General features: G+C 54.8%; 13 protein-coding genes. 7 read left to right on the forward strand and 6 right to left on the reverse strand.

Annotated elements, in window-relative coordinates; translation table 11 throughout:
- The first annotated feature begins 101 nt into the window (after positions 1-101).
- The gene (gene asd, locus ACN9MQ_RS10360) at positions 102-1220 is read left to right on the forward strand and encodes an aspartate-semialdehyde dehydrogenase (protein WP_106504068.1); all 1119 of its coding nucleotides are present in this window, start codon (positions 102-104) and stop codon (positions 1218-1220) included.
- Positions 1221-1308: 88 nt separating this feature from the next.
- Here the strand turns inward: asd and iraP are convergent, their stop codons facing one another.
- The 3 genes from iraP to ACN9MQ_RS10375 form a co-directional block, all read right to left on the reverse strand.
- On the reverse strand, positions 1309-1644 hold the full coding sequence (iraP, locus tag ACN9MQ_RS10365; RefSeq protein ID WP_014169912.1) for an anti-adapter protein IraP: 336 nt from the start codon (positions 1642-1644) through the stop codon (positions 1309-1311).
- Positions 1645-1779: 135 nt separating this feature from the next.
- A complete protein-coding gene (locus tag ACN9MQ_RS10370) occupies positions 1780-2685 on the reverse strand; it encodes an alpha/beta fold hydrolase (protein WP_014169913.1) in 906 nt (301 codons plus the stop codon).
- Positions 2686-2736: 51 nt separating this feature from the next.
- Positions 2737-3345 (reverse strand): TetR/AcrR family transcriptional regulator, encoded by a 609-nt coding sequence (locus ACN9MQ_RS10375; RefSeq protein WP_426021110.1) that lies wholly within the window; start codon positions 3343-3345, stop codon positions 2737-2739.
- 219 nt (positions 3346-3564) lie between these two features.
- Here ACN9MQ_RS10375 and ACN9MQ_RS10380 point away from each other — a divergent pair, with 219 nt between their 5' ends.
- Positions 3565-4761, forward strand: coding sequence for an MFS transporter (locus ACN9MQ_RS10380; protein ID WP_426021109.1), 1197 nt, complete (start codon positions 3565-3567; stop codon positions 4759-4761).
- Between the two features lie 38 nt (positions 4762-4799).
- On the opposite strand, the gene ACN9MQ_RS10385 is transcribed toward ACN9MQ_RS10380, so the two are convergent.
- Positions 4800-5789, reverse strand: coding sequence for a 2-hydroxyacid dehydrogenase (locus tag ACN9MQ_RS10385; RefSeq protein WP_014169916.1), 990 nt, complete (start codon positions 5787-5789; stop codon positions 4800-4802).
- A gap of 252 nt (positions 5790-6041) precedes the next feature.
- On the opposite strand from ACN9MQ_RS10385, the gene ACN9MQ_RS10390 reads away from it, so the two are divergent.
- The 4 genes from ACN9MQ_RS10390 to ACN9MQ_RS10405 all read left to right on the forward strand — a co-directional run bounded on the left by ACN9MQ_RS10390 (position 6042) and on the right by ACN9MQ_RS10405 (position 9735).
- Positions 6042-6365: a hypothetical protein gene (locus tag ACN9MQ_RS10390; protein WP_032678076.1), complete on the forward strand. Its 324-nt coding sequence runs from the start codon at positions 6042-6044 to the stop codon at positions 6363-6365.
- Positions 6366-6582: 217 nt separating this feature from the next.
- The gene (locus ACN9MQ_RS10395; protein WP_047366268.1) at positions 6583-9222 is read left to right on the forward strand and encodes a YdbH family protein; all 2640 of its coding nucleotides are present in this window, start codon (positions 6583-6585) and stop codon (positions 9220-9222) included.
- Positions 9219-9410 (forward strand): YnbE family lipoprotein, encoded by a 192-nt coding sequence (locus ACN9MQ_RS10400; RefSeq protein WP_014169918.1) that lies wholly within the window; start codon positions 9219-9221, stop codon positions 9408-9410. Before ACN9MQ_RS10395 ends, ACN9MQ_RS10400 begins: the two co-directional genes overlap by 4 nt.
- Before the next feature lie 7 nt (positions 9411-9417).
- Positions 9418-9735, forward strand: coding sequence for a YdbL family protein (locus ACN9MQ_RS10405; RefSeq protein ID WP_014169919.1), 318 nt, complete (start codon positions 9418-9420; stop codon positions 9733-9735).
- On the opposite strand, the gene feaR is transcribed toward ACN9MQ_RS10405, so the two are convergent.
- Positions 9736-10644, reverse strand: coding sequence for a transcriptional regulator FeaR (feaR, locus tag ACN9MQ_RS10410; RefSeq protein WP_014169920.1), 909 nt, complete (start codon positions 10642-10644; stop codon positions 9736-9738).
- Between the two features lie 241 nt (positions 10645-10885).
- Between feaR and ACN9MQ_RS10415 the strand changes: the two genes are divergently transcribed.
- Positions 10886-12385, forward strand: a complete 1500-nt coding sequence (locus ACN9MQ_RS10415; RefSeq protein ID WP_073396694.1) for an aldehyde dehydrogenase family protein — start codon at positions 10886-10888, stop codon at positions 12383-12385.
- A gap of 41 nt (positions 12386-12426) precedes the next feature.
- Here ACN9MQ_RS10415 and ACN9MQ_RS10420 read toward each other — a convergent pair whose 3' ends face one another.
- Positions 12427-13533, reverse strand: a complete 1107-nt coding sequence (locus ACN9MQ_RS10420; RefSeq protein WP_044858382.1) for a GGDEF domain-containing protein — start codon at positions 13531-13533, stop codon at positions 12427-12429.
- Between the last annotated feature and the right edge of the window lie 20 nt (positions 13534-13553).

Genomic DNA, 13553 nt, shown 5'->3' on the forward strand with positions numbered 1-13553 from the left:
ATGGCCGAATGTGATGCAATTCGTAATGACCATTAATGTGGGATGAGATATAACATGTTTTGAAAAATTAACATTCTCATAACGTCATTAAGGTTAAGCAAATGAAGCAGGTTGGTATTGTTGGTTGGCGAGGAATGGTGGGTTCTGTTTTGTTACAAAGAATGGTCGAAGAGAACGACTTCGACAATATTTCCGCGCATTTTTACAGTACTTCCAGTGCAGGGGCCGCTGGTCCAGTCATTGGTGGCGTCAACCACACACTCAAAGATGCTAATTCTATTAGCGCCCTGGCCGAAATGGATATCATCATAACCTGTCAGGGCGGGGATTATACCAAAGCAATTTATCCTGCGTTGATTAGCCATGGCTGGCAAGGCTACTGGATTGACGCGGCCTCAGCGCTCCGGATGGATGAAAAAGCCTGCATTATTCTCGACCCGGTTAACCGCACAAATATCGATCGTGCCATCAAAGAGGGAATTAAACTTTTTGTTGGGGGCAACTGTTCCATTACGCTGAGTCTTATGGGACTGTCAGGGTTAATTAAAGCTGACCTGATCGAGTGGATGAGTGTGATGACCTATCAGTCTGCATCCGGAGCGGGTGCTAAATATGTCCGGGAATTAATTGCTCAAAGCGCTTATATCAGTAAATATTTATCTGCTGATGAGCTGGAATCCTCAGGTTCAGTGCTTCCTTTAGTCAATAAAGTGAGTGAATTAATTAACAGTGCTAACATGCCCATCCAGAATTTCGGCGCGCCTTTAATGGGCAGTATTATTCCATGGATTGACAGCGATTTAGGGGATGGTAATAGCAGAGAAGAATGGAAGGGTGAGGCAGAAACGAACAAAATTCTTGGTCTCTCTCCGGGTACGATTGCAGTAAATGGCTTGTGTATTCGGGTCGGTGTGATCCGTTGCCATAGTGCTGCAATAACCCTGAAGCTCAAGCGTGAAGTCAGCGAAGAAGAATTTGCAGAGCTTGTGACGCATTCCCATCCATGGGTTAACTATGTGCCCAATAATAAGGATGACAGTGTCAGTAAATTGACTCCCGCTAACATTAGCGGTTCGCTGCAGGTGGGTATTGGCCGTTATAAGAAAATGTCGCTTAACAATGACCCCATATACTCGGTTCTGACGGTCGGCGATCAGCTGTTGTGGGGCGCTGCGGAACCCTTGCGACGGATGTTGAATATTCTGCTTGGTAAAGTCTAATCACGCTCACACGGTCATGGCGCGCTGCGCGTAAGGCGTGGGTTTAACGAGAAGCTGGAGACTGAACTCCAGCCTCTAGGAATGGGTTTCAATCTGAGGCCGTTTCGCCTGGGGCTTCCTTTAACGACTCGATACTTATCTCTGAGTCATTAGTTTCGAGTAGCTGGGTTAATAAAATCAGGTTATTGAATTCGTTCAGTAACATTTCAGCGTCGGATTTGAGCGGCGTATCTGCTGCTTCAAGCGCCGCGTTGATCGCTTTTCTGACATTCTCGAGCATTTCGTTCATACCGCCATTTTTACCAATGGTCAGTAACAACGCGCCTATCAACAAAGACTGTGCTTCTACTTTGGCCGCCAGCTCTTTAGCTTCAGCGTCCATTTTGGAAATTTTTGCGATAACACTGAGTATCAAGTTTTTCATAATGCCCCCTTATTTTCTTTGCGAGATTAACTCCTTAATAAATTTTGAGCGAGGTTTATTTTATGGCGACAGCAATTGTCTTTGTTGATGAAGCAGGGCACGGTGCCAGCAGTGATCAACACCGTGCGCTTCCTGTTAACGGAAGAAGTCTGCCAGGGCCTCACTCAGGGCCTGAGGTTGTTCATCCGGAATGAAATGACCGCAATGAGCAAGCGTAATGCCACTCACTGTCTCTGCAAACTGGCGAAGCGGGGCAGCCATATCGGCAATCGAACCCTGATCGGCACTGACGGCCAGCAACGGCACTCGAAGTTTTTGCGTTTCAGCCAGCGTCCGGTTCTGAACAGCGGAGACTGCCGCTTCTCTGTAAGGGGCCAGCCCGGCACGCAGCGCGCCGTTTTGCTGCATCAGGCGGACATACCGGGCGATATCCGCATCGCTAAAGGCCATCGGACTGGCGGTTTTTCGCCGCAGGAACCATTCGAGGTAAATCTCTTCACGCCCGCTAATTAAGGCTTCCGGCAGGTCGGGGAGAAGATGAAACGCGAAGTGCCAGGTTTTCCAGGCTTTTTCTGGCGTCGCGGGCAGGGCGTCCGGCAAAGTAATACCCGGGATACCGGCATCAAGCAGAGCCAGCTTGATTACCTGCTGTTCATAACGCAGGGCATACGGCCAGGCAACCCATGCACCTACATCGTGGGCGGCCAGGTAATGTCTTGTGATCCCAAGTGCCTGCACCAGCCCAAAAACCGAACTGGCCAGCGTGAGGGTATCGTAGCCAGACTGTGGCTTATCGGAGTCGCCCTGGCCCGGGAGGTCGAGTGCGATGATATCGTAACGATCGGCTAAAAGAGCCATCACCTTATGCCAGGCAAACCCGCTTTGCGGGAAGCCTGCAAGCAGCACGATTGTTTCACCTTGCGTCTGTCCGCCTCTGACATAGTGCAGGCGAACCCCATCGACCGTTGAGTAATAGTGCGCAAAACCGGGCAAGCCCGCGACAGGCTGCGACCACGGAAGGGGGATTGAATTCTCAGACATGACTACCTCCAGCTATTTAGGAAATTATCATTTCCTTTATGGGTAAATTTTTTAGGCGAGTAGCGCCATCACCGTCTCTGCCAGCCGTTCGCGTGCCGGTAATTCTCCGGCTTTACCCGCCACACGCATGCCCAGGACCAGGCACAGCAAAACGCCGCTCAACGCCTGCGCGTCGTGTCGCGAATTAACTGAACCGTCCTGCATACCCTGTTCGATCAGCTGGAGGATCGCGTGCTGATTTCGCGCAAGCGCGCTCTGCACCAGCCCGGCAATTTCGCGGTCAAACTGGCTGAGTTCAAGGGTGCTGCCGACCACCAGGCAGCCGCGGCGTCCTTCGACAGCGCTGGCCGATTCAAGATAAAAGTTCAGCAGCTCGGCTATTTTGGCCCGGCCATCAGGTTGTCGCGCCAGACGCTCGCGCAACGATTGATTGCGCAGGGAGGTATAACGCGCGAATACCTGCAGGAACAGGCCACGTTTATCGTGAAAGGCTTTATAAATACTGCCCGCAGTGAGCTGCATCGCGTCGCTCAGGTCACTTATCGACGCGCTGTGGTAACCCTTTTCTCTGAATACCGGCATCGCCAGATCCAGGGCCGCATCGAGATCAAATTGCCGCGGACGTCCGCGCTCGCGTGCGTTCTGTAGCTTCTCAGACATTGTGCTCATCATTTAGGAAACAATCGATTCCTAAATACTCCCATAAATGGGCGTATCTGGAAAGCGTGAAGTTCTATAAAAAGAGTTTGCCGCGGCAGAAGAGTGGAGAGGTCATTTTAGCTTCAACACGCTCCGGTATACTGCATCGTGATTTTAACAGGGCGTCGAACGTACAGGCCGTCGCTAACAGAGCCAGCCAATATGCAAAAGGCAGGAAGTATGTCTCTTCGTTCACTGCGGGCGTTGTGCCTGACAAGTTTTTTCATTGCTGATGTTCGCGATGGCCTCGGGCCCTTTCTCGGCATCTTCCTGACGGAACGTCACTGGACCCCGGATGATATCGGCATCCTGATGACCGCCGGGGGGCTGGCGGGATTACTGGCAACGCTGCCGGCGGGATTTATTACGGATACCTCCCGTAATAAGCGTTCGGTTCTGGCACTGCTTTGTATCGCCATTACGCTGAGTACGCTGCTGCTCTGGTTTAGTCAGCAGAGCGGCGTCGTCGCCGTCTCGCAAATTATCACCGGTATCTGCGCGGCGTTTGTGGGGCCACTGATTGCGGGTATTACGCTGGGTCTGACGGGCCCGAGCGGGTTTAGCGCGCAGATGGGGAAGAACGAGGCGTTCAACCACGCCGGCAATTTCCTGACGGCGGTGATTGCAGGCGGCATTGCCTGGTTCTGGGGCGTCGGGGGCATTTTCCTGCTGATGACCTGTACGACGCTTCTGACGTTGTGCGCGCTGCTTGCCATTCGTCATACAGATATCGACAACGATGCGGCGCGGGGGCTGACCTCTTCAGACCGTCAACCGGTCCCCGGCGTCGCGGTGCTGATTAAAAACCGGGCGCTGTTGATAACCGGGCTGACGCTGCTGCTGTTCCATCTGGCCAATGCCGCACTGCTGCCGATGCTGAGCATGAGGGTTGCTGCGGCACCGGCAACCATCAATCCCGGATTATTTGCGGCGGCCACCGTCATCATTTCTCAGGCGGTGATGATCCCCGTCGCCATTGGGGTGGCAGGCCGAATTGAGCGCTACGGTTACTGGCGTCTCATCATGCTGCCCCTGTTGATCATGCCCGTTCGGGCGGCACTGGCAGCCTCCACAGACGCCCCGTTGATGATGATCCCGGTACAAATTCTTGATGGTCTGGCCGCGGGGATCCTGGGCGTTGTCGTGCCGTCGTTTATCGTGGTGCTGTTGCGCGGGAGTGGGCACGTGAATGCCGGGCAGAGTGTGGTAATGCTGATGCAGGGGGGCGGGGCAGCAATGAGCCCGGCGTTAACCGGCACCATTGCCGGTCATTACTCTTTTGCGACGGCCTTTAGTGTGCTCAGCGCCATTGCGCTGCTGGCTGTCCTGCTCTGGTGGCGCTTTGCTCACCGGAGCTGGGCACCAGACCGGGCGTAGCTGGCCGGGCAGGGCAGAGCCGCACCCGGCACATAGGTTTACACGATAGCGTTAGGGCACTCTTCCCCTTTTTCCAGCTGCTGCAAGTTCCCCAGCGTGGTTTCTGAAATGCTGATCAGCGCTTCGGCAGTCAGAAACGCCTGGTGTCCGGTGAACAGGACGTTATGGCAGGCAGACAGACGGCGGAATACGTCGTCCTGGATCACGTCATTAGATTTGTCTTCAAAGAACAGATCGCGCTCATTCTCATACACGTCCATCCCCAGCGCGCCAATCTTCTGGGTTTTCAGCGCTTCAATAGCGGCCTGGGAATCAATCAACCCGCCGCGGCTGGTGTTGATGATCATCACGCCATCTTTCATCTGGTCAAACGCCGCCTGGTTGAGCAGGTGGTAGTTTTCCGGCGTCAGCGGGCAGTGCAGGGAGATAACGTCAGACTGTGAAAACAGCGTCGGCAGGTCGACATATTCCACGCCCAGATCCAGCGCGGCAGCGCTTGGGTATGGATCAAACGCCAGCAGACGCATACCAAACCCTTTCAGAATGCGCAGGGCGGCAACGCCAATCTTACCGGTACCGATAACGCCCGCGGTTTTACCGTACATGGTAAAGCCGGTCAGCCCTTCCAGAGAGAAGTTGGCGTCACGGGTACGTTGATAAGCACGGTGAATACGACGGTTCAGTGACATCATCATACCGATGGCATGTTCCGCGACCGCTTCCGGAGAATATGCCGGGACGCGGACCACCTTCAGCCCCAGCTCTTTTGCGGCATCAAGATCTACGTTGTTGAAACCAGCGCAGCGCAGGGCGATATATTTCACGCCCTGTTTTTTCAACTCTTCCAGCACCGGACGGCTGCCATCATCATTCACAAAAATGCAAACGCCTTCACAGCCGTGCGCCGTTTTGGCGGTTTTTTCGGACAGCAGAAAGTCGAAAAATTCAAGCTCAAACCCGTAAGCCTCGTTAACATGTTGCAGATACTTTTTGTCGTACTGCTTTGTGCTATATACCGCGAGTTTCATAAGACTTTCTCCAGTGATTTTGCATTCACGTTAGCATGATTAAAATTATCTTACAATTTCTGAAATATTATTGAATTCAATAAGTTCTATCAATTATTTTAGAGCATCTTTACCCGTTAACTCTATGATATTCAATCTACACCCCTGCTTAAGTATAGATTTGATGCACCCTGGGGCGGAGGTGTCAGAAGGTGGGCGAAGTGGAAGCGTTACAGGATGGCAGATGTACCAGATTGCTAAAGAGAATTGATTATGTCACCACAACTTGAGTTATCCCTAAACCCACCTATGTGGCCCGCTTTTTGCTATTTTATTGTATCTATTGCAATTTTTGTCCTCCTGTATCTGGGGAAGATAAAAATCAACCGACTCCGCAAATACCCTCTCTTCATTGCTTATACATTGCTCGTGATTGCAGTCGCTGCCGTACAGATAAACATTTTTGCGAATGGTCATGAGTTTGTGAATGGATTTTTGCACATAGATTTTGATCCTCATCGGTATGACTCCGTGTACTGGGGTTCCCTGGTTTTTGCGATGGTTTACCTGCTGGCAATGCCGCGCAACAAATTCTAACTTTTGACGCTACAACGCTGAAGGTCGTCTTGAAATACAGCCTAACCCATTGAATTTAAGATGACTTATTGACGTTAAGTATAATAAAATTTTTAGCGCATACGGTCAGAGCATCTATCCTTAAATTTGGCATTCTCTTCAACTGACTGGCTAAACATGCGACAATGATCGGCACTGTCGGCTTAATTCTTTCGCTAAATCAGGATATTAACTGCCCATGAGGGGTACATACAAAGCCGCAATCGCGCTCTTACTGCTGTTCATTCTGGTGCCGCTGACGCTGCTGATGACCCTTGCCCAGTGGGTACCAACCCTTGCCGGGATCTGGCTTCCTGTCGGGACACGCATCGCCTTTGAACAAAGTCCCAGACTCACGCGTCATGCCCTGATCATCCCCGATCTTCGCTATCTTGTGGATGACTGCGAAATTGCCCGAGTCGATAACGCGACCCTGTCGCACCCCAGCCGCTGGAAACTGGATGTCGGCGCGCTCGAACTGAACTCCGTTTGCCTCAATAAAATTCCCCAGTCCGCACCGTCCACGGTCGCGCCCAAAACGCTGGCGCAGTGGCAGGCGGTGTTACCGAATACCTGGCTTACTGTCCATCGTCTGACGCTCTCGCCCTGGCAGCAGTGGCAGGGAGAACTTCAGGCGTCGCTGACGCCCGCCCGTCAGGAGATTGCCTACAAAGGTGAGCAGGTCAGTATTAAAGGGATGCTCCGCGGTCAGACCCTCTCTGTCACCCAGTTCGATGTACAACTTCCCGACCAGCCACAGCCGATAAAACTGGTGGGACAATTCACCCTGCCGCTGGTGCCGGACGGCGTGCCGGTTAAAGGCCATGCGGTTGCGACCTTTAACGTGCCACAGTTAACCTCGCTGGTCGATGCCGATCTCGACTGGGAAGCCAATCAGGGGCAACTGGTGGTCATGGCGCGGGATAACCCCGATCCGCTGCTCGATCTGCCGTGGCAAATAACCGCGGAACAGCTGAATATCAGTGACGGACGCTGGAACTGGAACCTTTCCGGCATGCCGCTGAGCGGGCGCGTTGGCCTTCGTGTCGATAACTGGCAGGCGGGGCTTGAGAAAGCGACCCTGACCGGGCGTCTGAATGTGCTCACTCAAGGGGATGCGGGGAAGGGCAACGCGGTGCTGAATATCGGACCGGGCAGGCTCAGTATGGAACAAAGCGACATGCCGCTTCATCTGAGCGGCGAGGCGAAACATAACGACCTGGTGCTCTATGCCAGACTGCCGGCAAAATTGACCGGAAGCCTGTATGAACCGCAGCTCTCCTTTGAGCCGGGCGCGCTGCTGCGCTCACGTGGTCGCATTATCGATTCACTGGATATTGATGAAATTCGCTGGCCGCTGGCGGGCGTCAGGCTGACCCAAAAGGGTGTCGATGGACGCCTGCAGGCCATTTTGCGGGCGCACGAGAACGAGATGGGTGATTTTGAACTGCATCTGGATGGCCAGGCCAGTGACTTTTTACCCGACAACGGCCTGTGGCAGTGGCGCTACTGGGGCAAAGGGGGCTTCACCCCAATGAATGCGCGCTGGGATGTTGCCGGAAAAGGCGAATGGCGCGACAAACTTATTGAGCTGACTGCGCTTTCAACCGGTTTTGACCAGCTCAAGTACGGTGCCATGGAGGTCAGTAAACCCCGTCTGGTGCTGGATAACCCGGTGCGCTGGTATCGCGATCCTGACAAGCCGACATTCAGCGGAGCGCTGTCGCTGAATGCCGGGCAAACCCGTTTCAGCGGCGGCAGCGTATTGCCGCCGTCGGTGCTGACCTTCAGCGTAGACGGAACAGACCCGACACTGTTCCAGTTCAAGGGCGATCTGCATGCTGATGATATCGGACCGGTACAGGTGAACGGACGCTGGGACGGGGAGCGCCTTCGCGGGCAGGCCTGGTGGCCGAAACAATCGCTCACCGTGTTCCAGCCGTTGATCCCGCCAGAGTGGAAAATGACGCTGCGTGACGGCGAACTGTATGCGCAGGTGGCCTTCTCGGCCGCCGCGGGTCAGGGCTTTGAGGCGGGCGGTCACGGCGTACTGAAAGCCGGTAGCGCCTGGATGCCAGACAACCAGATCAACGGCGTCGACTTTGTCCTGCCGTTCCGGTTTAGTGAGGGCACCTGGTCGCTGGGAACGCGCGGCCCGGTAACCTTGCGGATTGGCGAGGTGGTAAACCTGGTGACCGCGCGGAATATCACGGCGGACCTGCAGGGTGACTACCCCTGGAGTGAGGCGAACCCGCTTCTGCTCACCAATGTGAAGGTGGAAACCCTCGGCGGAAAAATCACCATGCAGCAGTTGAGGATGCCGCAACACGATCCGGCGCTGTTGCGGGTAGACAATATCTCCTCCAGCGAGCTGATCAGTGCCGTTAATCCGAAGCAGTTTACGATGTCTGGCCCGGTGAGCGGGGCGCTGCCGTTCTGGCTGGACAATGAAAAATGGATCATCAAAGATGGCTGGCTGACCAACCCCGGCCCGATGACGCTGCGTATCGATAAAGACACGGCTGACGCCATCGTAAAAGATAATATGGTGGCGGGCGCCGCAATTAACTGGCTGCGCTATATGGAAATTTCTCGCTCGTGGACAAGAATCAATTTAGATAATCTGGGTGAATTAACCATGCAGGCGACCCTTAAGGGAACCAGCCGGGTAGAGGGTAAAAGCAGCTACGTTAATCTGAACTATACCCATGAAGAGAATGTCTTTACCCTCTGGCGCAGCCTGCGTTTTGGAGACAACCTGCAAACCTGGTTTGAGCAACACGCGGCAATACCTGGTATCCGCAGTTCGACTGGCAAGGAAAGTGAGGAACAACAATGAAAAAGATGGCTGGTGTGCTCACCGTTGCCGTTGCCGCGCTACTGACCGGCTGTACGCCGCGCATTGAAGTCGCCGCGCCGAAGGAGCCGATTACCATCAATATGAATGTCAAAATCGAACATGAGATCCACATTAAGGTCGATAAAGACGTTGAAACCCTGCTGAAATCACGCAGCGATCTGTTCTGAGGATGCCATGAAACGATTAGCTCTGATGTTACTGGCGCTCGGCATGAACGTGCAGGCGGCAACACTGACCTTAAATGACGCCCGGACGCAGGGGCGCGTGGGGGAAACCCTGAGCGGTTATCTTGCGCCAATCAAACAGGATGCGGAAACCCTGGCGCTGGTCAATCGCATTAACGCCGCGCGCACGGAAAGCTATCAGAAGCTGGCTGACAGCAACAATCTGCCGGTGGATGAAGTAGCGAAAATGGCAGGGCAAAAGCTGGTTGCCCGCGCCCAGCCGGGCGAGTACGTGAAAGGCATTAACGGGAAATGGCTGAAGAAGTAGTTAGCGAAAGCGCTTACGATATTCGCCAGGCGAGACGCCAAAACGCTGCTTAAAGGCGGTTGAAAAATGGCTGTGGTCGGAAAAGCCCCAGCTGTAGCCAATGCCCGCCAGCTTTTCATCATCGCTGGCGGAGCGCAACACTTGTGCGCACAGGTCGAGACGGCGGTTTTTAATGTACTGGGCGACCACCAGCCCCTTATCAGCAAACATGCGGTAGAGGCTTCGCACCGACATCCCGCTCTGTGCAGCAATCCATTCCGGTCGTAGTGATTCAGACTGAATATGATCGTCAATCAATGACAGCACATTGCGGAACAGGCGTTCTTTACGTGGCTGAGCCACGTCGCGCTGCTGGAACGCGGGGCGAAGCAGACAGATCATCGCTTCCAGCGCCGCTTCACTCTCCCGGTCACTCAGATCGGCATTCCCCATACTTTCCATCAGCAGGTGGTGGCTTAACTGAACGGTGGGCAGCGTGCGCGAAAGGGTGAGCGCGCAGCTTACCTCCTGAAAACGACACTGTTGCTCAATAATCTGGCGCGGAACCAGCAGCGAAATCTGGCGGGATTTTTCATGCCAGGCAATGGAGCACGGGCGGGAAGCATCAAGCAGCGTGATATCGCCGGTCTTCAGCACCGCGCGGCGGTCGTCCTGTTCAATCTCCGCGCTGCCTTCCAGCTGAAATACGGTGTAGAACCAGGCATCGTTACTGTCGTTAATCTCATGGCGGGATCGGAACAGGTTAACGCCACCTGCGGTTACGGTGCTTAACTTCAGGCTACGGGCATAGCTGGTTTCCAGCTCGCCGACGAATTCCCCCTCCAGCGGACGCGCATTAAAACGCCCGCAGACCTGGTTAATTTGTGCCAGCCACTGTTGATACTGTTCCTCTTCGCTTGCACACGCCATCGCTTATCTCGCTGCACCGTCAATGTTTTTGCATTGTTGCATTTGTGTTGCATTTTGTCAGAGCTATGAGGCTGACTATAGGAAAGAACACTCACCGGTAACAGCGTTATAAGACGGAATTATCACGATTTGCGGAGCCTGTCACAGGTGGCAAAGCGAATGTCACAGAGACAAAAGCGAGAATCCAAAACCCCTCTTAGACTGCATTAACACCCTGCGAATAAAAACGAAGGAGTACCCTATGTCTGAATCTCAGGTAGCCGTTCAGCCTGCCGTACAGCAGTTTTTAGACCGACATCATGGCCTGTGGATTGAAGGGCGTCAGGCCGCGTCGGACAGTGAAAAGCGGCTCAATGTCTATAATCCGGCAACGGGCGACGTCATCGCCTCCACCGCCGATGCCAGCGTTGATGATGTCGACCGCGCCGTGATGTCCGGCTGGCGTGCGTTTGTTGCCCGTAGCTGGGCCGGAAAATTACCGGCAGAGCGTGAGCGTATCCTGCTGCATTTCGCCGATCTGGTTGAGCAGCACAGCGAAGAGCTGGCCCAGCTTGAGACGCTGGAGCAGGGGAAATCCATTCATATCTCCCGCGCCTTTGAAGTGGGCTGCACCCTGAACTGGATGCGCTATACCGCAGGGCTTACCACGAAAATTGCCGGTAAAACCCTCGACCTCTCCATCCCCTTACCGCAGGGGGCCCGCTATCAGGCGTGGACGCGCAAAGAGCCGGTTGGCGTGGTGGCCGGGATTGTGCCGTGGAACTTCCCGCTGATGATCGGGATGTGGAAAGTCATGCCTGCGCTGGCGGCGGGGTGTTCCATTGTCATTAAGCCTTCAGAAACCACGCCGCTCACCATGCTGCGCGTGGCGGAACTGGCAAGTGAAGCGGGCATCCCCGACGGGGTGTTTAATGTGGTCACGGGAAGCGGTGCGGTGTGCGGTGTCGCGCTGACCTCACATCCGCATATTGCCAAAGTGAGCTTTACTGGCTCAACGGCGACAGGCAAGCAAATTGCCCGCGCGGCGGCGGATACGCTCACGGGGGTGACGCTGGAGCTGGGGGGTAAAAACCCGGCTATCGTACTGAAAGATGCTGACCCGGCCTGGGTAATTGAAGGCCTGATGACCGGCAGCTTCCTGAATCAGGGGCAGGTTTGTGCGGCGAGCTCCCGTATCTATATTGAAGCGCCGCTGTTTGACACGCTGGTCAGCGGGTTTGAGCAGGCGGTGAAATCCCTGAGCGTCGGGCCGGGCATGTCGCCGGAGGCGTTCATCAACCCGCTGGTCTCGCGCGCGCACTGCGATAAAGTGCAGACCTTCCTCGACGAGGCAAAATCGCGCAATGCGGAGTTGATCACCGGTAATCGGGGCCCGGATGGCAAAGGTTATTACGTGTCGCCGACGCTGGTGGTGAACCCGGATGCCGCGCTGCGACTCACCCGCGAAGAAGTGTTCGGCCCGGTGGTCAACCTGGTGCGCGTCGCGGATGGCGAAGAAGCGCTGGCGCTGGCCAACGACACCGAATACGGGCTGACGGCCAGCGTCTGGACGCAAAATATCAGCAAGGCGCTGGAATACACCGACCGGCTGCAGGCGGGGACCGTCTGGGTGAACAGCCATACGCTGATCGACGCCAACCTGCCGTTTGGTGGCATGAAGCAGTCCGGCACCGGGCGCGATTTCGGCCCGGACTGGCTGGATGGCTGGTGTGAAACCAAATCGGTATGTGTACGGTATTAAAACAAAGCGTGTCGGGCTGGCGCAACGTCCACCCGACACGGCTATCGTGACCAGCGGTCCCGTCCGGCCGCTTTCGCCCGGTACAGCGCCTCATCGGCGCGGGCAATAATCTCCGTCCCCGCCAGACCCTCTGCCATTCCTGCAATGCCCATGCTTACGGTGACGTGATCGCTGACTTTTGAGGCGTCGTGCGCTATCGCTTCCGCGCGCAGGCCGTCCTGAATACGCATGGCAACTTTTTCGGCTGTGTTTTCCGGGCAATCAAAGAGGATCACCACAAACTCTTCACCGCCGTAGCGAGACACGACATCATCAGGTGTTCGCACCGACTGCCGGAGCACCTGCGCCACGCGGGTCAAACATTCGTCACCGGCCTGATGACCATAGGTGTCGTTGTAAAGTTTGAAATAATCTATATCCAGCATAATCAGCGAGAAGGCTTTTTTCTGCTCAACGGCATTCTCCAGCACCACTTCCATCTTGCGACGGTTGGCGGTCTGGGTTAACGGATCCTGATGCGCCAGCGCTTCCAGCCGCGAAATCAACAGCTGGTTTTGCTGGTTACGTCGCCAGGCCTCATCAAACCAGCTTATCAGGATGAAACGCCCGCAGAGCAAAATCAGCGTAAAGACGGTCCAGACGGCGGCAAAGTGAAGGTTGACACCATCATTGAGTACCCAGCTTGCGACCGGTAGCGTGACCCAGAGCGGGATCACGAAGGCGAGTAACCCACGAGGGTAAAAGTAGAGTGCCGTCAACCCGGCGAGTAACAGAATCGCGCACAGGGGCCAGACGTGAGGCAGCAACAGATCGGTGATAAACCAGAAACAGGATATCGACCAGATGACGCTACAGAAAAAGAGCACCACGCTGATGCCGGCAATACGTCGCCAGGCCATGATGATTAACGCAGCTGACAGAATAATAATGCCGAACATCGAGGCATCGATAAACTTCAGCAGAGGCAGCGACCGGAGGTAGAGGGGGTCGTCGGGCTTAAGCGAGACGTGGCGCAGCAGGATCATCACGGCGAAGCTGATGTTGACGAATGCCAGCCACGGCAGGTTCATCGCCAGCCCGTGCATGACCATCGCCTGACGCGTCGGCCAGGCAGCCCGCTCTGGCGTCGTTTTTTTTCTTTTTTCCATAAATGCTCTTTACCCTTTCC

Origin of the sequence: Enterobacter sp. R-25, assembly GCF_049913205.1 — a bacterium.
GTDB classification, from domain to species: Bacteria; Pseudomonadota; Gammaproteobacteria; order Enterobacterales; family Enterobacteriaceae; genus Enterobacter; species Enterobacter ludwigii.